General features: G+C 73.3%; 19 protein-coding genes and 1 pseudogene. 9 read left to right on the forward strand and 11 right to left on the reverse strand.

Annotation, left to right across the window (positions count from 1 at the left end):
* Nucleotides 1–66 precede the first annotated feature (66 nt).
* The 4 genes from QFZ75_RS17290 to QFZ75_RS17305 all read right to left on the reverse strand — a co-directional run bounded on the left by QFZ75_RS17290 (nt 67) and on the right by QFZ75_RS17305 (nt 4,156).
* Nucleotides 67–1,473, reverse strand: coding sequence for an amidase (locus tag QFZ75_RS17290; RefSeq protein ID WP_307537968.1), 1,407 nt, complete (start codon nt 1,471–1,473; stop codon nt 67–69).
* Nucleotides 1,474–1,629: 156 nt separating this feature from the next.
* The gene (locus tag QFZ75_RS17295) at nt 1,630–2,217 is read right to left on the reverse strand and encodes a TetR/AcrR family transcriptional regulator (RefSeq protein WP_307537970.1); all 588 of its coding nucleotides are present in this window, start codon (nt 2,215–2,217) and stop codon (nt 1,630–1,632) included.
* Nucleotides 2,218–2,324: 107 nt separating this feature from the next.
* Nucleotides 2,325–3,191: an AraC family transcriptional regulator gene (locus tag QFZ75_RS17300; protein ID WP_307537972.1), complete on the reverse strand. Its 867-nt coding sequence runs from the start codon at nt 3,189–3,191 to the stop codon at nt 2,325–2,327.
* 38 nt (nt 3,192–3,229) lie between these two features.
* A complete protein-coding gene (locus tag QFZ75_RS17305; RefSeq protein ID WP_307537974.1) occupies nt 3,230–4,156 on the reverse strand; it encodes an MBL fold metallo-hydrolase in 927 nt (308 codons plus the stop codon).
* 162 nt (nt 4,157–4,318) lie between these two features.
* Between QFZ75_RS17305 and QFZ75_RS17310 the strand changes: the two are divergent.
* Nucleotides 4,319–4,707: pseudogene (locus QFZ75_RS17310) on the forward strand (TetR/AcrR family transcriptional regulator); the annotation flags it as partial.
* Between the two features lie 141 nt (nt 4,708–4,848).
* Here the strand turns inward: QFZ75_RS17310 and QFZ75_RS17315 are convergent.
* Nucleotides 4,849–5,037: a hypothetical protein gene (locus tag QFZ75_RS17315; RefSeq protein ID WP_307537975.1), complete on the reverse strand. Its 189-nt coding sequence runs from the start codon at nt 5,035–5,037 to the stop codon at nt 4,849–4,851.
* Between the two features lie 335 nt (nt 5,038–5,372).
* On the opposite strand from QFZ75_RS17315, the gene QFZ75_RS17320 reads away from it, so the two are divergent.
* Nucleotides 5,373–7,445 carry an ATP-binding domain-containing protein gene (locus QFZ75_RS17320; RefSeq protein ID WP_307544565.1) on the forward strand — a complete coding sequence of 691 codons (2,073 nt, stop codon included), beginning with the start codon at nt 5,373–5,375 and terminating at the stop codon, nt 7,443–7,445.
* Nucleotides 7,446–7,472: 27 nt separating this feature from the next.
* Here the strand turns inward: QFZ75_RS17320 and QFZ75_RS17325 are convergent, their stop codons facing one another.
* From QFZ75_RS17325 to QFZ75_RS17335, 3 genes are all read right to left on the reverse strand, one after another.
* The gene (locus QFZ75_RS17325) at nt 7,473–8,159 is read right to left on the reverse strand and encodes an ANTAR domain-containing protein (protein ID WP_307537976.1); all 687 of its coding nucleotides are present in this window, start codon (nt 8,157–8,159) and stop codon (nt 7,473–7,475) included.
* Nucleotides 8,160–8,247: 88 nt separating this feature from the next.
* Complete coding sequence (locus tag QFZ75_RS17330) at nt 8,248–8,976, reverse strand: GAF and ANTAR domain-containing protein (protein WP_307537977.1); 729 nt, start codon at nt 8,974–8,976, stop codon at nt 8,248–8,250.
* Nucleotides 8,973–9,716 (reverse strand): GAF and ANTAR domain-containing protein, encoded by a 744-nt coding sequence (locus QFZ75_RS17335; protein ID WP_307537979.1) that lies wholly within the window; start codon nt 9,714–9,716, stop codon nt 8,973–8,975. Before QFZ75_RS17335 ends, QFZ75_RS17330 begins: the two co-directional genes overlap by 4 nt.
* Before the next feature lie 284 nt (nt 9,717–10,000).
* Between QFZ75_RS17335 and QFZ75_RS17340 the strand changes: the two genes are divergently transcribed.
* Nucleotides 10,001–10,741 (forward strand): ANTAR domain-containing protein, encoded by a 741-nt coding sequence (locus QFZ75_RS17340; RefSeq protein ID WP_307537980.1) that lies wholly within the window; start codon nt 10,001–10,003, stop codon nt 10,739–10,741.
* A gap of 65 nt (nt 10,742–10,806) precedes the next feature.
* On the opposite strand, the gene QFZ75_RS17345 is transcribed toward QFZ75_RS17340, so the two are convergent.
* On the reverse strand, nt 10,807–11,499 hold the full coding sequence (locus QFZ75_RS17345; RefSeq protein ID WP_307537982.1) for a copper homeostasis protein CutC: 693 nt from the start codon (nt 11,497–11,499) through the stop codon (nt 10,807–10,809).
* Between the two features lie 78 nt (nt 11,500–11,577).
* On the opposite strand from QFZ75_RS17345, the gene QFZ75_RS17350 reads away from it, so the two are divergent.
* The 3 genes from QFZ75_RS17350 to QFZ75_RS17360 all read left to right on the forward strand — a co-directional run bounded on the left by QFZ75_RS17350 (nt 11,578) and on the right by QFZ75_RS17360 (nt 14,685).
* Nucleotides 11,578–12,228, forward strand: coding sequence for a hypothetical protein (locus QFZ75_RS17350; RefSeq protein WP_307537983.1), 651 nt, complete (start codon nt 11,578–11,580; stop codon nt 12,226–12,228).
* A gap of 117 nt (nt 12,229–12,345) precedes the next feature.
* Nucleotides 12,346–13,584: a Cmx/CmrA family chloramphenicol efflux MFS transporter gene (locus QFZ75_RS17355; RefSeq protein ID WP_307544567.1), complete on the forward strand. Its 1,239-nt coding sequence runs from the start codon at nt 12,346–12,348 to the stop codon at nt 13,582–13,584.
* 18 nt (nt 13,585–13,602) lie between these two features.
* Nucleotides 13,603–14,685: a GNAT family N-acetyltransferase gene (locus QFZ75_RS17360; RefSeq protein ID WP_307537985.1), complete on the forward strand. Its 1,083-nt coding sequence runs from the start codon at nt 13,603–13,605 to the stop codon at nt 14,683–14,685.
* Here the strand turns inward: QFZ75_RS17360 and QFZ75_RS17365 are convergent.
* Nucleotides 14,674–14,985, reverse strand: coding sequence for a DUF4031 domain-containing protein (locus QFZ75_RS17365; protein ID WP_307537986.1), 312 nt, complete (start codon nt 14,983–14,985; stop codon nt 14,674–14,676). The two genes, QFZ75_RS17360 and QFZ75_RS17365, sit on opposite strands and share 12 nt — an antisense overlap.
* Complete coding sequence (locus QFZ75_RS17370; RefSeq protein ID WP_307537987.1) at nt 14,982–15,410, reverse strand: hypothetical protein; 429 nt, start codon at nt 15,408–15,410, stop codon at nt 14,982–14,984. Before QFZ75_RS17370 ends, QFZ75_RS17365 begins: the two co-directional genes overlap by 4 nt.
* A 206-nt stretch (nt 15,411–15,616) precedes the next feature.
* Here QFZ75_RS17370 and QFZ75_RS17375 point away from each other — a divergent pair, with 206 nt between their 5' ends.
* The 3 genes from QFZ75_RS17375 (at nt 15,617) to QFZ75_RS17385 (ending at nt 18,329) form a co-directional block, all read left to right on the forward strand.
* Entirely contained in the window at nt 15,617–16,534 is a 918-nt protein-coding gene (locus QFZ75_RS17375; protein ID WP_307537989.1) for a MurR/RpiR family transcriptional regulator, read from the forward strand.
* A 74-nt stretch (nt 16,535–16,608) separates the two neighbouring features.
* Entirely contained in the window at nt 16,609–17,580 is a 972-nt protein-coding gene (gene murQ, locus QFZ75_RS17380; RefSeq protein ID WP_307537991.1) for an N-acetylmuramic acid 6-phosphate etherase, read from the forward strand.
* A 140-nt stretch (nt 17,581–17,720) separates the two neighbouring features.
* A complete protein-coding gene (locus tag QFZ75_RS17385) occupies nt 17,721–18,329 on the forward strand; it encodes a hypothetical protein (RefSeq protein WP_307537993.1) in 609 nt (202 codons plus the stop codon).
* Nucleotides 18,330–18,360 lie beyond the last annotated feature (31 nt).

Raw genomic sequence — 18,360 nt, forward strand, 5'->3', positions numbered from 1 at the left:
GGTCGAACCGCGCGGAGGCGGAGGCGAAGCCGTCCGGTGCGGCCCTGTCGCGGTTGTCGGTTCTTGTCAGAGGGCGGGGTGCTGGTCACGGACCGGGCTGAGCGATTCCAGCAGCGACGCGATGTGCAGGATCGTCGACTCCGCATGCCAGTCGGCGGCCAGTTGCACGCCGATCGGCAGGCCGTCGCCGCTGGTGCCGAACCGCATGGACAGGGCCGGGAGGCCGGTCAGGTTGAACGGGATGGTCGCCGTCTGGATGTGGGCGGCGTCCACCGTCCGGCCGTCGATGGTGAACCGGGTGAGTCCGTGTTCGTGGGCGGGGACGGGCAGGACCGGGAGCAGGAGTGCGTCGTACTGCCGGAAGTACTCGGTGAAGGCGTCCCGAAGACGTTCGATGCCCTGCTCGGCCAGGACGTAGTCGCGGACGGAGGTGTCGGGGCCGGCGAGCATGGACCTGGAGACCTTGCCCAGCTGGTCCTCGTGGCCGGCGGTGACGTCCTGGAAGGCCGGCTTCACCTCCATGACGTGCTGGCGGTAGAAGAGGTCGAGGGGGTTGTCCCGCTCCAGTGCCGGGATGTCCACGGCCTCGACCCGAGCCCCGGCGCCCTTGAGGGCTTCGGCGGCCGCACGCACGGTGGCGGCGACCTGCGGGTCGATCGGGCCGAGTCCGGAGTCGACCAGCCAGCCGACGCGCACGGGCCGGTCCGGCGACGCGCCCAGGCCGGTGTCGAATGCGCGCGGGACGGTGGCGAAGCCGTCGGCGCCGTCCGGGCCGGAAAGCACCGAGTACGCCAGTGCGAGGTCGCGGATGGTGCGGGCCATCGGGCCGACGTGCCAGTCACGGCGCGGCGCCCGCGGCCAGACCCCGGTCATCGGGATGCGCCCGTGCGTCGCCTTGAGGGCGACGATGCCGGTGTGGGCGGCCGGCCCGCGCACCGAGATGGCCAGGTCGCTTTCGAGTCCGAGCGGTGACATACCGGCGGCGATCGCCGCCGATTCCCCGCCACTGGAACCGCCGGGCGTGCGGTCGAGGTTCCAGGGGTTGTTCGTCCTGCCGGTCAGGAGGTTGTCGGACTCGGTCGAGTACGAGAACTCCGGGAGGTTGGTCTTCGCGAGCAGGATGCCGCCGGCCCGCTTCATGCGCGCCACGCTGGTGGCGTCCGTGTCCGGGACACGGCCCCTGAAGATCGGGGAACCGCGCTGGGTCAGCACCCCGGCGGTGTCGAACGAGTCCTTGGCCGTGAACGGCACACCGTGCAGCGGTCCGACCTCCGCGCCCGCCGCGAGCGCCTCGTCCGCGGCCTTCGCGGCCTCCAGAGCACCGTCGGCGAGCGTGACGACGGCATTGATCCTCGGATCGACGGCCTTGATGCGATCCAGGTGCGCCTGCACCACCTCGACGGACGACACCTTCCCGGTGCGGATCAGTTCGGCCAGTTCGCTCGCGTCGGAGCGGATGAGGTCGGCGGTCATGACGATCTCCTTGATCGGACTCGGTTGGACTGGACTGGACTGGACTGGATTTAATTAGACCGGTCTACTTGATATCGGTTCGCTGTTGCGGCGCTGTCCGGGGCGGTGCGTCGCGGGTGACGGGGGTGGCGGGGGTGACGGGGGTGACGGGGTCCGTCAGACGTGCAGGACCTGGCGCGTGACCGTCATGGCGCGGTCGAGGGGGTCCGGGCCACGACGGATCTTCGCCATCATGCCCGCCCCGAGCCACAGACTGTAGAGAGCCTCGGCCGTCATGCGGGGGTCGCCGTCGACGGACACGGACCCGTCCGCGGTGCCGGCGGTGATCATCCGCTCCAGACGGTCGACGATCGCCGTGGTCCCGGCCTTCGTCACCACCCTCATCACCTCGGAGAGGTCGGCGATCTCCGCGCCGAGCTTGACGACCAGGCAGCCGCCCTGGCAGTCGTCCGCGACCTGCGTGTCGTAGAAGTTCCGCCAGTACGCCATCAGGTGCTCCGCGGACTTCTTGCCCTTGTCGGCGACGATGCCGTCGATGGTCGCGAGGTAGTCGTCGAAGTAGCTCCGCATCATCGCTTCGCCGAAGGCGTCCTTGGAGCCGAAGTAGTGGTAGAACGACCCCTTCGGGACACCGGCCGCGGTGAGGATCTCGTTGATGCCCACCGCGGTGTAGCCCTTCGCGGCCACGATGCGCCGTGCCGTGTCCAGAAGGTTCTGGCGCGTTTCCGCCTTGGTGACTGACATGACTCGACCATAGCCGCCAAGTAGACCGGTTGTCTATAAAAACTAGACCGGTCGTCTCGACCCTTGTCCGTTTCAGGACGATCCGCCGGTTTCACGGCTGTCGGACCCTAGCCCTCGGACGAGTGCCGCCGGTCGGTGCGGTGCTGCTGCCGGTACCGGCCGGCGGAGATTCCGTACTCGCGTTTGAAGGCGTTGGCGAACGCGTACGCGGAGCCGTAGCCGCTGCGCTGCGCGACGGCGGACAGCGGGATGTCGGTCGCCTGGAGCAGGCGTGCCGCCGTGGTGAGCCGCCACCATGTCAGATAGGTGAGCGGTGGCTGCCCGACCATGGCGGTGAACCTGCGGGCGAAGGCGGCACGGGACAGGCCCGCGTGCGCGCCCAGCGACTCCACGGTCCACGGATCGGCGGGGTGCTCGTGCACGGCGCGCAGCGACCGTGCGATCACCTTGTCGTCGAGGGCGACGCACCAGCCGGTGGCCTGCGGTCCCGCGCTGTCGGCGAGGCAGGCGCGGACCAGGTGTACGAGGAGCACGTCGAGCAGGGCCGGCAGCGCCAAGTCCCTGCCGTACATCTGTTCGTCGAGCTCGCCGCGCACCAGGTCGATCGACGCCTGGAGACCCCGGTGGCGGTCCGCTCCCGCGAGCAGACGTACCAGAGCGGGGAGGTTCTGGAACAGCGGGTGGGGGCGGACCTGGTCGAGCCGGTAGGCACCGGCCAGGAACCGGGCCGTGCCGTCGGTGACGTTCGCCAGCGTGTGCGCGGTCCCGTACGGGAACAGCACGGCGTCGCCCGCCGCCAAGGTGACGGCCGGTTCGTCCGCCCCCGTCACCTGCATTCCTCCGGTGGTGACCACGTAGAACCGGGCGCCCCCGAAGATCTCGACCTCCGTGCTCCAGGACGGGTCCGCCGTCGTCAGCGATACGGAGGGACGTCCCACCCGCATGGTGCTGATCGCGTCGCTGAGCACGTCCATGGCGGAATTCTTCCCTACCGGATTACTGGATTACTGGATCAGGCGTCCGAGAGCGGCGCCCATCTCTTGATCGAGAAAGCCCCGTTCGACCGCACGACCTCGGCGGCGCCCGCCCCGCCCAGGTGCGCCGGCACCACCAGGCTGTTCGTCGCGGCCGCCTGCTCCAGGACGCGACGCCGGGACCGGGCGGCCCCGGTCCGGTCCTCGCTCACGCAGATGTCGTGATCGGGCTCGATCATCTGAAGCGGGGTGTGGATGACGTCGCCGACGAACAGTGCCCGGTCCGTACCGGACTCGAGCCGCAGCACAGCCGAGCCGGGCGTGTGACCGGGCGCCGGCTCCAGCACCAGGTCCTCGTCGATGCGGTGGCTGTCGCCCTCCCACAGCACCGTCTGACCGGCCCGGTGGACGGGCAGGACGCTGTCGTCGAACCTGGCCGCCGTGTCGGCGAACCTCGGGGCGTGGCCGTTGGCGGGGTTCCAGAAGTCGAAGTCGGCACGGCTGATCAGATAGCGCGCGTGGGGGAACGTCGGAACCCACTCGCCGTCGACGAGCCGGGTGTTCCACCCCACGTGGTCGTCGTGCAGGTGGGTGTTGACGACGAGGTCCACGTCCTGCGGCCGTACCCCCATCGCCGCCAGCCGGTCGAGGAGGTCGCCGTCGTGCCGGTGGGGCGCTTCGGCTTCCGACGGCCTGCCACCGCCCGGACCGGTGTCGCCCGGACCGGTGTCGCCCAGGCCGGTGTCGACCAGCACGGTGCGGCCCGCGCTGCGCAGCACCCAGGTCTGAACGCTCGACTGCCACTCACCCGTCCCGGCGTTCAGGAAGTCGGGCGCCAGCCAGGATTCGTGTCGGCGCCACAGTTCAGCGGGCACGGACGGGAACAGGACATCGGTGGTGCCGAAAGCACCGTGGTACTCGACCACCCGCGAAACCTCGACATCACCGAGGATCATTTTCTCCATCCCCCGACCGTAGGCAGCGGTGGTGGGACGCGAAATGCTCCACCGTCTCGCCTGGTTGAGGCAGCGTCTCGCAGGAGACCGCGCTCCGTCCCACCGCAGGGGTCCCCGTCTCATACGCGCTCGTACGCGAGCTCTCCGATGCCGCCGTCGACGCGCAGCACGGGTGACACGGCGCTGTCGCTGCGCGCGGTGGTCCGCCGGGCCGGCGTCTCACCGACCGCGCCCCACCGCCACTTCGCCGACCGGGACGCCCTCGTCCCGGCGGTCGCGGCGGAGGGCTACCGAGAACTCGCCGCGTTCCTGAACGCGGCGCGTCCGGCCCCCGCAGCGCCTGAGGACCTGGAGACCGTGGCCGTCGCCCACGTGCGGTTCGCCTTGGCAACCCGGCCCTGTGCCGCGCGATGTTCGCCGAGCCCTGCGGTTCGGGCGGCGAGGAGCGCCTGACCGCGACCGCCGCCGTCTCGAGGTACGTGACCTCGGCCGTACGGCATGCCTTCCCCGGCGGTGACGCGGCCCCTACCGCCCTGGCGACGGCGGTCGGAGCGCTTCTGGCCGCGACGAAATCGAAGTGCGCCGCGGCCACCTCGGTGCCGACCCGGCCCTCAGCGCGGTGAACACCCGCTCCCGCACGCCGTGGGCGGCACACCCGGACCGACGACCGGCCGGTCCGGACACGACCGCGCGGTCGTCGCCTACCGGTGGCGTACGCCCGCCTCCTCGCCGTACTCGCCGAGGAGGACCACTCCGAGGGCGGCGCCGGCGAAGACCCTGACGGCGCGCAGGGTGTCGCCGAGCCGGTGGTGGTGGCTGCCCCGCAGGGCGGTCGCGCCGGGCGGCGGCAGCGGGCGGACGGGGGCCGGGGTGAAGGTCGCGGTACTCATATGTCCATGGTGCGAGGTGGGCGCCGCGCTTCCATCGGCCTGCGGACCGAACCTCCCTGCCCCCGCGTACGCCTCCGGGCCGACCTCCACCCCGCAGGGAGGGGGACGGCGTCCCCTAGGGGATCGGGAGCGCGCGTCGCCCGTACGGGAAAAACGGTTGGCCACGGCCTCCCCCGTTCGCCTAGGATCTCCGCTTCGCCCGCCTCCCCTCGTGGAGCGCCGCCGCCCGGACGGAAACCGGCCGGCCCACCGCCACAGTCAGCGGGGCCCGCCCGGCCCCGCGGTTCCCGCAGGCCCCGGAGGCAACACCCGTGTCCACCCCGTCCGACTCCGCCGTGCCCTCCCCCACGGCACCCCCCGCACCTTCTCCCGTACCGTCCGGCGATCCGCTCTCGCGCGAGCGGGCCCATCTCGCGCGGTCCCGTGCCGCGCTGCGTTCGATGCGCGAGGACGTCCAGTCCCTCGACATCCGGGACGTCACCGCGAACTGGGTCAACGCGGAGGTCCTGACCCGCCAGATCGGCGAGCGCATCAAGGCCCTCGCCGACCTGTCCCACACCCCGCTCTTCTTCGGCCGCCTCGACTACCTGCACGCCCCGGGCGCCGAGCAGGCGGAGGGCGCGCAGGGCGAGCGCTTCTACATCGGCCGCCGGCACGTGCACGACGCCGGCGGCGACCCGATGGTCATCGACTGGCGCGCCCCGGTGTCCCAGCCCTTCTACCGGGCCTCCCGGAAGAGCCCGATGGACATCGCGCTGCGCCGCCGCTTCGGCTACACGGGCGGCGACCTCACCGCGTACGAGGACGAGCACCTCTCCGACCCCGCCGAGGCGGACACCACCGGCAAGCTGCTCCAGCGGGAGATCGAGCGTCCGCGCGTGGGCCCGATGCGCGACATCGTGGCGACGATCCAGCCGGAGCAGGACGAGATCGTACGGTCCGGTCTGGGCGGCACGGTCTGCGTGCAGGGCGGCCCCGGCACCGGGAAGACGGCCGTCGGCCTGCACCGGGTCGCGTACCTCCTGTACGCCCACCGCGACCGGCTCGCCCGCACCGGCACCCTGGTCATCGGGCCGAACGCGTCCTTCCTGCACTACATCGAGCAGGTGCTGCCCGCGCTGGGCGAGCTGGAGGTCAGGCAGGCCACGGTCGACGACCTGGTCGCACATGTGGAGGTGCGGGGGGCGGACGCGGCCCCGGCGGCCGTCGTCAAGGGCGACGCGCGGATGGCCGAGGTGCTGCGCCGGGCCGTCCGCGCGCACGTGACGCTGCCCACCGAGCCGGTCGTGGTGGTGCGCGGCTCGCGGCGCTGGCGCGTCCCGGCACACGAACTGACCGACATCGTGCGGGAGTTGCTGGCCCGGGACATCCGGTACGGCGCCGCCCGCGAGGCACTGCCGCAGCGCATCGCGCACGCCGTGCTGGTGCAGATGGAGCGGTCGGGCGAGGCGCCGGACGACCGGGTGCAGGACGCGGTCGCCCGCAACCCCGCGGTGAAGGCGGCGGTGAAGGCCGTCTGGCCGCCGGTGGACCCGGCGAAGCTGGTCCTGCGTCTCCTCTGCGACGCGGAGTACCTGGCCGTGCACGCCGAGGGTGTCCTCACGCAGGAGGAGCAGGAGACGATCCTCTGGGCGAAGCCCGTACGGTCGGTGAAGTCCGCCAGGTGGTCGGCCGCGGACGCCGTGCTGATCGACGAGGTGACCGACCTCGTACGGCGCACGCACTCCCTCGGGCATGTGGTGCTCGACGAGGCGCAGGACCTGTCGCCCATGCAGTACCGGGCGGTGGGGCGGCGCTGCACGACCGGTTCGGCGACGGTGCTGGGCGACCTGGCGCAGGGCACGACGCCGTGGGCGACGCGGAGCTGGGAGGAGGCGCTGGCGCACCTCGGCAAGCCGGAGGCGGTGGTGGAGGAGCTGACGGCGGGCTTCCGCGTCCCGACGGACGTGATCGCGTACGCGTCCCGGCTGCTCCCGCACATCGCGCCGGGGCTGGCGCCGGTGGCGTCGGTGCGGGAGAACCCGGGCTTCTTCGAGGTCCGTGCGGTCGCCTCCGCCGGGGACGTGGTGGCGGCGTGCGAGGAGTTGCTGGCGCACGAGGGTTCGGTGGGCCTGATCGCGGCGGACGCGCGCGTGCCGGCGCTTTCGGCGGCCCTGGCGCAGGCGGGCCTGCCGTACCTCGACCCCGGCCAGGAGACGACGCCCGCGGCGCGGCTCACGCTGGTGCCGGCGTCGCTCGCCAAGGGGCTGGAGTACGACTACGTGGTCCTGGACGAACCCCGGGCGGTCGTGTCCGGGGAACCGGACGAGCGGACGGGGCTGCGGCGCCTGTACGTCGCCCTGACCCGAGCGGTCTCGGGCCTGATCGTGGCCCACGCGAGCGCCTTGCCGGCCCAGCTGGCGCGGTAGGCCGCGTCCCCGCCGGGGGCCCGGGGGTCAGTCGAGGGCGTGGTGGGCCAGGACGTGGTCCGCCGTCTGGTGGAGGGACTGGCCGTGCTGGAAGGCGTGTGCGCGCATCCGGGCCAGGGCGTCGTCCGGGAGCAGCTGCTTGATCTCGGCGAGGACACCGGCGGCCATGTGGACGCTGGGCGGATAGCCCTGCGGGCCGGGCCGGGTGGGGCGGTGCTCGGCGGTCAGCAGGTGGGGGTGTTCGTCGAACGCGAGCAGGGTGAGGATGCGGGCGTAGGAGCCGGCCCGCGCCTTGTGCCGGTCCGTGAGGAGGCCGGGCGCGGCCCGGTAGAGGTCCACGGCGCCGATGCACAGGTGCCCGAGGGACAGCGGCAGGGCCGTCACGGAGCGCATCCCCTGCTCGGCCGCGGCGTGGGTGAACGCCGGCCACCGGCCGAACGCCTGGTGCAGGTCCGCCTCTTCGATCAGGGTGCGCTGCACGTAGGCGTCGGTGCAGGGCCCTTCTCCGGTGGTGAGCTGGGCGTCCTCCATACGCCGGGCGCGCTCGTCGGTGGCGTGGCCCATGACGCGCAGTTCGCCGGCGACGACCAGGCTCACGCCGAGGCTGTCGACGTCCAGGTCCGCCGCGCAGGCCCGGGCGGCGGTGGCGAGGCTGATGCCGCCTTCCGCGGCGCCGATACGGCGCCAGGCGGCGGCATGGTCGTCGTCATCCATGGGGTGCCTCACCAGAGGTAGCGGTCCGGGGACCGGGGACCGGGTTTCAATGATCTGTGCCGCTCGGGGGCTCGGAGACCGGTGCCGGTCAGGGGCGGTCGATGGCCTCGGTGTCGAGCCGGCCGTCGATGAGTTGGCGGCAGACCTGGGTCAGGCCGAGCCGGTGGGAGCGGGCGTGGCGGCGCAGGGCGTCGAAGGCGTCGTCGACACCGGTGCTCCAGCGTTCGGCGAGGATGCCCTTGGCCTGTTCGATGACGACACGGCTCTTCAGGGCCGCGTGCATCTGGGTGCGTTGCTGGTTGACGTGGGCCACGGTGCGGTGCTGGAGGATGGCGATGGTCGCCACGTCCGCCAGCGCCTGGGCGACCCGCGCGTCCGAGGGGGAGAGGTTCTGCGGGCGGGAGTCGAAGAGGTTCATCGCGCCGATGACCGTGTCGCGCAGCCGCATCGGCAGCGCGTGGGTCATGACGAAGCCGGTCTCGCGGGCCTGGGCCGCGAAGACGGGGAAGGCGTCGGTCTCCTCCGGCGAGGTGAGGTCGATGTTCAGCCGGACCGCGCCGCTGTGGTGGCATTCCACGCAGGGGCCCTGGTCGTGCTGGAGGGCGAAGAGTTCCAGCAGCCGGGTGTGTTCGTCGGACGCGGCGATCAGCTGCAGTCTGCCGGTGGGGTCCTCGAGCATGACTCCCACCGCCGACACATCGAGCAGCTCGACACAGCGATCGCACAGCGTGTGCAGGAAGTCGATCAGATCGAAGTCGTCGACGAGCGTGTCGACCGCGTCGATGACGGCCGCCAGCAGGTGTTCTTCTCGGGTCATGGCCCCTCAGTCCCTCCGCCGGCGAAAGAGTCCGGCTCGTCTCCATCATCCTGGCGGAAGTGCACCCGCCGGGCCACCACGTCCTGGGCGACCTCCAGCAGCGGCCGCCCCTGGCGGAAGGCGTACGCCCGCAGCCGGATCAGGGCCTCGGCCAGGGACACGCCCGCCTGCACACTGATCACTCCGGTGGCCTGGTGCACGGCGGCCCGGTAGAAGTGCGAACTGTCCTCGGCGGCGGCGAAGGCCTCCCACGACTCCTCGTCCTGGACCAGTGCGGCGGTCAGCGCGTGCGTGACGATCCACGCATCGGTCAGCAGCGACTTCTCCAGCGGGCCGGCCCTCGCCCGCTGCAGGGTCATGGCGCCCAGGCAGACCCCACCGAGCCGCAGCGGAAGACAGAACACCGCACCGATGCCCAGCGTCAGGGCCTCGGGCAGCAGGGCGGGCCACCGGGCGGGCGGTTCGGCCGACAGGTCGGGCACCAGAACGGCCGTGCCCGAGGCTGCGACCTCCGGGCCCGGTCCCTGGCCCAGCGTGAACTGCAGGTCCTCGAGCTGCCTGCTGACACCGCGGGTGGCCCACAGCAGTTCGTCCAGCCCACTGCCGGGTGTCACGGACACGGCCACCCCGTCGACGCCCAGCGCGTGGGCGCACCGCTCGGCGTCCGCGCCGACCAGGCTCCCGCCGCCGGGGACCGGGCGCAGGCTCTCCAGCACGGCGGCAAGATCTCCCAGGGCCACAGCGCGCCACCTCCTGCCCGGCCGAACCCGTCCGGGGAACGGCACCTCCAGTCTATGCGGGCACCGGCCCGTCGTAGACGGGCGATCCGCCGCGGGGTCCAGGAGCGTAGGGTGGAGAGCCAGACTGTCCCCGCCTCCGAGCAGATGGTTTCGTCTCGCACGACAACCCTGACATTGGCTTCCGATCACGGGCAGCATCGGCGGTAGGTGCCAAAGATCGGACACACCGCCATGTCCACGCTTTCGGGCACGCAGCCCTCCCCCGCCTCTTTCGCTCTCTTCTCATGACAGCCTCCCGGACGGCAGCTGTCGAGCTGGCCGCCCTCCACATGGACTACCCCGATCCGTCGAGCAGCCTCGTGCGGTCGTGCCGGACGGAGCTGGGGGACGTCTGCTCGGTGGGACTGACGCTGGCGGTGGACGCCGCTCTCGCCCAGCGCGTCTCCCTGGCCGCCACGGGCCCCCTGGCCGCCCGGGGCGAAGCCCTGCAGATCAACCTCGGGGAAGGCCCGTGCGTCGAGGCCCTCAACCACCGCAGGGCGGTTCTCGTCCCCGACCTCGACGACCCGGACGCCACCGCCGCCTGGCCCGTCTACGCCCAGCAGGCCCGCGCGGACGGCATCCGGGCCGCCTTCGCGCTCTGCGCCGTCCTCCAGCCCGGGCGGACCGGCCCTCAGCCGGGTCTCGTCCTGTCCGTCTACCGCGCCCGGCCCGGCCCCCTGCCCGACGCGGACCTGGAGGCCGTGCGCGTCCACCTGCACGCCGCCGACCTGCTGCTCCTGACGGTGCCCGTCCCCGGCGAGGACGACATCGCCGACGCCTGGCTCCTGCCGGCCGACGCCGTCGTCCACCAGGCCACGGGCATGATCAGCTACCGCCACGACGTCACCACCGGTCAGGCGCTGGCTCTGCTGCGCGCCCATGCCCACACCCGCCGGACGGATCTGCACGACCTGGCCCGGGCCGTCGTCCACGAGGGGCTGCGCCTGCCGCCGCTGCCCCCGCCGGATCCCACCGACCGCTGAGCGAGGAGCCCGGTGGCGTTCCGCCCGTCACGGGCGAACCGGCCGCCGGGGTCCGGACCGTGGGCTCAGGCCGTGTCCAGGGCGGCGCGCCAGGTGCGGACCGCGGTCGCGGAGACCGGGGCCGACCAGCCGCCCGGCCGCGCCGCGCCGCCGATGTGGAACGCGTCCACACCACCCGCGACCAGCCGGGGCACGTGTTCCAGGCGGAGTCCCCCGCCGACGAGGAGCCGCGGTTCGTACCCGGGCTCGCCCCGGCGCCCCGCCTCCGCGAGCAGCGTCGGCAACCCCTCGTCCACCCCGCCCGCCGCCCCCGCCGTGAGGTACGTGTCCAGCCCCGGCAGGTCGCTGAGCCGCTTGCGCAGGGCGTCCCGGTCGGCGGCCCGGTCGATCGCCCGGTGGAACGTCCAGCGGCAGCCGTCCAGTTCACCCAGTACCGACTCCAGCGCGGGCAGGTCCGGGTCCCCCGCCCCGTCCAGGAACCCGAGCACGAACTCGTCCGCCCCGGCCGCCCGCAGCTCCCGCGCGGCCCGTACGAGCGCCCGTACGTCACCGGCGTCGAACCCGTCGGCCAGCCGCAGCATCACGCGCAGCGGGATGCCGACGGCGGCCCGGACCCCGGCGAAGACCGCGACCGGCGGGGTGAGCCCGTCGGCGGCCATGTCGGTGACCAGTTCCAGCCGGTCCGCGCCTCCGGCCTCGGCGGCGACCGCGTCCCCGGCGTCGAGGGCGATCACCTCCAGGACTGCACGCTCGCTCATAGGACCTCTTCCCTCGGACGGCGACAGGTCTAGTCCAATGGGCACCCTACAGCCGTCACCGGGCGGACAATGGGGCGCATGGCCGACCTCGACGCCCTCCGCACCCGCTGGGCCCACGCACTCGACGGCAGCCGCGGGACGGAGCTCCCCGGCCTCCCCGACCCCTCCCCCTACGCCGACCGCCTCCTCGCCCGCTGGTCGGAGCCGCAGCGCCGCTACCACACCCTCGACCACCTCACGGCGGTGCTGGACCACGTCGACGTGCTGGCGGAGGCCGCCGCCGACCCGGACCTGGTGCGGCTGGCCGCCTGGTTCCACGACGCGGTCTACCTCCCCGACCGCTCCGAGAACGAGGAACGCTCGGCCCGGCTCGCCGAGCGCGCCCTCCCCGAGGCCGGCCTCTGCGCAGCCGCCACGGCCGAGGTCGCCCGCCTCGTGCGCCTGACGGTCACGCACGCCCCGGCCGGCGACGACCCGAACGGCCAGGTCCTGTGCGACGCCGACCTGGCGGTCCTCGCCTCACCGGCCGACGCCTACAGCGCGTACACCGCGGCGGTCCGCGAGGAGTACGCCTTCGTGCCCCCGGACGCCTTCCGCGAGGGCCGCGCCGCGATCCTGCGCCGGCTCCTGGACCTGCCCCGCCTCTTCCACACCCCGTACGGGGCCAGGCGGTGGGAGGGCCCGGCCCGCCGCAACCTGACGAGCGAGCTGAGCCTGTTGACGGACTGAACCCCGCCCGGTGGAATGGCGTGTCCCCCGTCGAGGTTGGCACCTGACATGCCCGTCCCCACGCGCAAGAACACCGGCACCACCGGCCGTACCCCTTCCTCCGCCTCCTCCGCACGTATGCCCCTGGCCGTCTACGTCCTCGGGCTCTCCGTCTTCGCGCTCGGCACCAGCGAGTTCATGCTCTCCGGTCTGCTGCCGGCGGTCGCGGACGACATGCACGTGTCCATCCCGCGGGCGGGCCTGCTGATATCGGCCTTCGCGGTCGGCATGGTCGTCGGCGCGCCCCTGCTGGCCGTGGCGACGCTGCGGCTGCCCCGCCGTACGACCCTCGTCGCACTCATCGGGGTCTTCGGCCTCGGCCAGATCGCGGGCGCCCTCGCCCCCGACTACACCGTGCTCTTCGTGTCCCGGGTCGTCAGCGCGCTGGCCTGCGCCGGGTTCTGGGCGGTCGGCGCGGCCGTCGCCGTCGCCATGGTCCCGGTGAACGCCCGCGCCCGCGCGCTCGCGGTGATGATCGGCGGGCTGTCGATCGCGAACGTCCTCGGCGTCCCCGCGGGCGCCTTCCTCGGCGAGAGGCTCGGCTGGCGCGCGGCCTTCTGGGCGGTCGGCGGGGCCTCCGCGATCGCGCTCGCCGGGGTGGCCACGCTCATCCCCCGCATCCCGCTGCCCGACGAGAGGCCCCGGCTCAGGAACGAGCTGCGGATCTACCGCGACCGGCAGGTCTGGCTCACCGTCTCGCTGATCGCGTTCTCCGCGGGCGGCGTCTTCTGCGCGTTCAGCTACCTCGCCCCGCTGCTCACGGACGTGGCCGGGCTCGACGAGGGCTGGGTGCCCGCCGTGCTCGCGCTGTTCGGGATCGGCGCGCTCCTCGGCACGGCGATCGGCGGCCGGATCGCGGACGCCCACCTCTTCGGGGTGCTGCTCTCCGGCATCGCGGCCTCGACGGTCCTGCTCGTGACGCTCGCCCTGCTCGCGCAGTACGCCGTCGCGGCGGCCGCCCTCGCCTTCCTGCTCGGCGTCTCCGCCTTCTACACCGCCCCGGCCCTCAACTCCCGGCTGTTCGACGTCGCGTCCGCCGCCCCCACCCTGGCCGCCGCGACCACCACCGCCGCCTTCAACCTCGGCAACACCGCCGGCCCCTGGATCGGCGGCGCCACCATCGACGCGGGGCTCGGCTTCGCCTCCACGGCCTGGGCCGGAGCGGGCCTGACCGTCGCGGCGGGCGTACTGACCGCGCTCTCGCTGCACCTGCACCGACGCGGGACGGCGGCGTCGCGGGTGGTCACCGGAGCCGTGACCGTACCCCCGCCCCGGACCGCCGCGACCGGAAAAACGCTGGACCGCTCCGCGAACTGATCATCTATCCTCACCGGCATGCGAGCCATGGGCGGGGACCAGGTGGAAGAGGCCGTCTCGGGTGCGGTGGCGGCCCTGCGGGGCGCGGCCGACCGGGACTGGGGCGTCAGGGCGGGCCGTCTCGAATGGAGTTGCCGCAGGACGGCCGAGCACATCGCCTCGGACCTCATCTCGTACGCGGGCCAGCTGGCGGGCCGCTCCGCCGACCGTTACGTACCGTTCCGCATCGACTGCGACGAGTGCGAGAGCCCCGAGGACCTGCTCCAGGTCGTCGAGGCGACCGGCGCCCTGCTCGCGGCAGCCGTGCGCACCACCCCGCGGGAGGTGCGGGCCTTCCACCCGTACCCCTTCCGCGGCGCCGACCGTGAGGGCTTCGCCGCGATGGGCGTCACGGAGGTGCTCGTGCACGCGCACGACGTGGCCGAGGGCCTCGGCATCGCGTACGAGCCGCCGGCCGCGCTCTGCGCCGATGTGCTGACCCGCATCTTCCCGCACGTCCGCCCGGAGCCGGGCCCCGACCACTGGCGGACGCTCCTGTGGGCCACGGGCCGCGGCGAACTGCCCGGCCGGCCCGCCCTCACCTCCTGGCACTGGAGCAACACCCTCGTCGTCCCGGCCGAACGGCTCACCCTCCAGGGCGTCACCCCGGCCGCCGCCGCCGACCTGCGCGCGGGCGGCACCGGCGGCTTCGAGTGGATCACGGGCGGCCCCTTCCAGGGCACCCGGGACGCGGCGGGCATGGTCGTCAAGGCGTACGAGGCCGGGGTGCACCGGCCCGAGTGGGGCATGTTCGTGCTGGTCAGGCGCGAGGACGGCCGCGCGGTCGGCGGCATGGGCTTCCATGGCGCCCCGGACGGGGAGGGCCGCGCGGAGGTCGGTTACGACCTGGCGGAGTCGGCCCGCGGCAACGGCTACGCCACCGAGGCGCTGCGCGCCCTGTCGGCCTGGGCGCTGGCCCGCGAGGACCTCACGTACCTGTTCGCGACGGTCGACCGCGCCAACGTCCCCTCCCAGGGCGTGATCTCGCGGGTGGGCTTCACCGAGGTGGGCACGGTGGAGGGTGAGGACGGGGAGCAGTACGCGTACGAACTACGCGGCTGAGTCCGGACGCCCGACCGGGTCCGGATGTCCGCCCGGGCCCGGACGCCCCTTGGGCCTGCGCAGCCCGGACGCGTGCAGGAGGCGTACGACCTCGCGGCTGCGCACCCGCACCGCGCCGGCCCGCACGGCGTCCTCGTACCGGTGCGAGGGGATGTCGTAGTGGTCCCGCTCGAAGGCGCGGGCGGGAATGCGCAGCAGCCGGGCGAACGCGTGCAGTTCGTCGTACGACACGTCGCTCACGAGGTGGGACCACATGCGGCCGTGCCCGGGCCAGTCGGGCGGATCGATGTAGACGGTCACGAGCCGTCCGCCCCGCCGCCGGACCCGCCCGTGGCCGCTCCGAGCGCACCCACCGGGGCGACGCTCACACCGGCCTTGTGGCACACCCAGTGCGGGTCGGGCCCCAGCTCGGGCTCCACCTCCAGGGCGTGCGGATCACCGTCGTCGCAGACGGGACACAGCGGCCAGCGGCCGTACGTCTCCAGCAGCGCGTCCTGGACGTCCTGGGCCACCAGCCCGGCCACGTACGTGACCCCCTCGGGCCACTGCTCCACCCACCACCGCCGCTGTACGACCGACTCCTCCACCATCGACACCACATCGGCCTCGGCGACCTCCCCCGCCACGAGATCGGCGATCACGAGCGCCCGCGCGGCATGCAGAGCCTGCTCCAGCGCACTGACGGAAGGGGAAGGGGAGGAGGAGGGAACGGAGGACGAAGCCATACGTTCATTGTGCGCCAGCCTCACACACCCCCGGATCCCAGGGCCGCGGGCAACGGCGCAGCCCTTCGTTCCCAGGCCGCGGGGAACCGCACAGTCTTTCGTCTTTCAGGGGCGCGGGGAACTGCGCGACCAGCCCCCACCGGACCGGCACCCGACGGACCACCCCTCCCCTTGACCCTCCCCCCGCCCGAAAATATCTTTCATACGTGACCCACCAAGTGAAGGAAATTTTCGCGGGGGAAACCCCGCCACCCCCCGCAGCCCTCGCCGCAAAGGTCCGCACCCTCGCCCCCTCCATGACCCGCTCCATGCAGCGAGTGGCGGAGGCCGTGGCCAAGGACCCCGCCGGCTGCGCGGCCCTCACGGTCACCGGCCTCGCGGAGCTGACCGGCACCAGCGAGGCCACGGTCGTCCGCACCGCCCGCCTCCTCGGCTACCCCGGCTACCGCGACCTCCGCCTCGCCCTCGCCGGCCTCGCCGCCCAGCAGCAGTCGGGCCGGGCCCCCGCCGTGACGGCCGACATCGCGGTCGACGACCCCCTCACGGACGTCGTCGCCAAGCTGGCGTACGACGAACAGCAGACGCTCGCCGACACCGCCGCCGCGCTGGACACGGTCCAGCTCGGCGCCGCGGTCGGGGCGCTCGCGGTGGCCCGCCGCATCGACGTGTACGGCGTCGGCGCGTCCGGGCTGGTCGCCCAGGACCTCACGCAGAAGCTGCTGCGCATAGGGCTCATGGCCCACGCGCACAACGACCCCCACCTCGCCGTGACCAACGCCGTGCAGCTGCGCGCCAAGGACGTGGCGATCGCGATCACGCACTCCGGATCGACGGGCGACGTCATCGAACCGCTGCGGGTCGCGTTCGAGCACGGCGCCACGACGATCGCGATCACGGGCCGCCCGGACGGCCCGGTGACCCAGTACGCGGATCACGTCCTGACCACGTCCACGGCCCGGGAGAGCGAGTTGCGGCCGGCCGCGATGTCGTCCCGGACGAGTCAGCTGCTGGTGGTCGACTGCCTGTTCATAGGCGTCGCCCAACGGACGTACGAGACGGCGGCGCCGGCCCTTTCGGCATCGTACGAGGCGCTGGCCCACCGCCACCGGAGCGCTCCGCGCTGACCGGACGGCCGGGCCCCGCCCCCCTGAACGCACACGACACAAGACTGGCCCCGCACCGGAAAGAGCCGCCGCACATGACCTCACGCGCCGACGCCCCCTCCCCCTCCTCGCCCGCCGGCCACCGCGACGTGCGCGCCGAGCTGGACGGACTGACCACGGAGGCGTTCCGCCCGGAGCACTCCGACATCGACCGACTCCCGACGCTCGACATCGCGGAGATCATGAACGGCGAGGACGCCACCGTGCCGGCCGCCGTCGCCGCACAGCTGCCGCGCATCGCGGCCGCGATCGACGCCGTCGCGGAGCGGATGGGGCGGGGCGGGCGCCTGGTCTACGCCGGCGCCGGCACCGCGGGCCGGCTCGGCGTGCTGGACGCGTCGGAGTGCCCGCCGACGTTCAACACCGACCCCACCGAGGTCGTCGGACTGATCGCGGGCGGCCCGACCGCGATGACGACGTCGGTCGAGGGCGCGGAGGACTCCGCGGAGCTGGCCGTCGAGGACCTGTCCGCCCTGGGCCTGACGGCGGACGACGTGGTCGTGGGCGTCTCCGCCTCGGGCCGCACCCCGTACGCGATCGGAGCCGTCGGGCACGCCCGTGCGCTCGGCGCCCTCACGGTCGGCCTGTCCTGCAACGCGGACAGCGCGCTGGCGGCCGCGGCGGACCACGGCATCGAGGTGGTGGTGGGGCCCGAGCTGCTCACGGGCTCCACCCGCCTGAAGGCGGGCACGGCGCAGAAGCTCGTCCTCAACATGTTCTCGACGATCACGATGATCCGCCTGGGCAAGACGTACGGGAATCTGATGGTCGACGTACGTGCCTCGAACGAGAAGCTCCGGGCCCGCTCCCGCCGTATCGTCGCCCTCGCCACCGGCGCCGACGACGGGGAGATCGAGGCGGCGCTGTCCGCGACGGACGGCGAGGTGAAGAACGCGATCCTGACGATCCTGGCCGCCGTGGACGCCCCCACCGCCGCCGAGCTCCTGAAGGAGACGGACGGCCACCTGCGCGCGGCTCTGGCCGCGGCGGCGGAACGGAGCCCGTGACCGGCCCCCGGACACGGTCCTGGGCGCCGCGCCGCGGAGAACGGCACAGTCCTTCGTCCTTCCCGGGGCGCGTGGCCGCCCCGCGTCCTGTCAGTGGGACGTGCGACGCTGGGCAGGCCGATCGGAAGGGACCCGACACCGTGAACCACGCGCAATTGACCGCTCTGGGCAGAGCCCTCCGCGTGCTCGGGGAGCACGGGGACGCCCTCTCCACCGAGATGCCGGACGCCAAGCTCCACGAGGTGAAGGCGGATCTGAAGCGCGCCCTCGACCTCCTGGAGGAGACCGTCACCACGGCCGCGCCCACCACCCGCTGCGCGGAGCACCCCACGGGTCCGGTCGACGAGGACGCCGCGGACCTGTGCCTGCTCTGCGAGACCCGGCGCCGCCTCGCCCGCCGCTCGAAGGTGAACGACTCGTTCCAGGACTCCTACCAGGATTCCTACCCGCAGAGCCGCCCGGCCGCCCCGGGCGGCGGGGAGCGTACGACATCCCGCTACGGCGTCCGCGGCGACCGGCCCGTGCCCCAGCAGCGCTGGCTCCCCGAGATGTGGACCGGCCAGACCTGGCAGCTCTGCGGCACGCCCCGCCGCGACAAGCAGGAGGCCGAGCTGTACCTCGCGGCGCAGCGCCGCGGCCCGCGCCCGAGCATGGCCTACCGCCTGGTCCACGAGTTCACGGACTACGAGGTGCTGCGCATCTGGGGCACCCCGGTGAAGATCGACATCGAGCCGATGGGCAACCTGTAGGACCGGTGGTCCGCGCCTCCCCCGAGCGGCC

The sequence above is a fragment of the Streptomyces sp. V3I8 genome (genome assembly GCF_030817535.1).
Classification (GTDB): Bacteria; Actinomycetota; Actinomycetes; order Streptomycetales; family Streptomycetaceae; genus Streptomyces.

Coding starts and splice junctions, on each gene's coding strand:
- QFZ75_RS17290 (WP_307537968.1), bottom strand. CDS start 1,473: ATGACCGCCGACCTCATCCGCTCCGACGCGAGCGAACTGGCCGAACTG.
- QFZ75_RS17295 (WP_307537970.1), bottom strand. CDS start 2,217: ATGTCAGTCACCAAGGCGGAAACGCGCCAGAACCTTCTGGACACGGCA.
- QFZ75_RS17300 (WP_307537972.1), bottom strand. CDS start 3,191: ATGGACGTGCTCAGCGACGCGATCAGCACCATGCGGGTGGGACGTCCC.
- QFZ75_RS17305 (WP_307537974.1), bottom strand. CDS start 4,156: ATGGAGAAAATGATCCTCGGTGATGTCGAGGTTTCGCGGGTGGTCGAG.
- QFZ75_RS17315 (WP_307537975.1), bottom strand. CDS start 5,037: ATGAGTACCGCGACCTTCACCCCGGCCCCCGTCCGCCCGCTGCCGCCG.
- QFZ75_RS17325 (WP_307537976.1), bottom strand. CDS start 8,159: ATGGATGACGACGACCATGCCGCCGCCTGGCGCCGTATCGGCGCCGCG.
- QFZ75_RS17330 (WP_307537977.1), bottom strand. CDS start 8,976: ATGACCCGAGAAGAACACCTGCTGGCGGCCGTCATCGACGCGGTCGAC.
- QFZ75_RS17340 (WP_307537980.1), top strand. CDS start 10,001: ATGACAGCCTCCCGGACGGCAGCTGTCGAGCTGGCCGCCCTCCACATG.
- QFZ75_RS17345 (WP_307537982.1), bottom strand. CDS start 11,499: ATGAGCGAGCGTGCAGTCCTGGAGGTGATCGCCCTCGACGCCGGGGAC.
- QFZ75_RS17350 (WP_307537983.1), top strand. CDS start 11,578: ATGGCCGACCTCGACGCCCTCCGCACCCGCTGGGCCCACGCACTCGAC.
- QFZ75_RS17355 (WP_307544567.1), top strand. CDS start 12,346: ATGCCCCTGGCCGTCTACGTCCTCGGGCTCTCCGTCTTCGCGCTCGGC.
- QFZ75_RS17360 (WP_307537985.1), top strand. CDS start 13,603: ATGCGAGCCATGGGCGGGGACCAGGTGGAAGAGGCCGTCTCGGGTGCG.
- QFZ75_RS17370 (WP_307537987.1), bottom strand. CDS start 15,410: ATGGCTTCGTCCTCCGTTCCCTCCTCCTCCCCTTCCCCTTCCGTCAGT.
- murQ (WP_307537991.1), top strand. CDS start 16,609: ATGACCTCACGCGCCGACGCCCCCTCCCCCTCCTCGCCCGCCGGCCAC.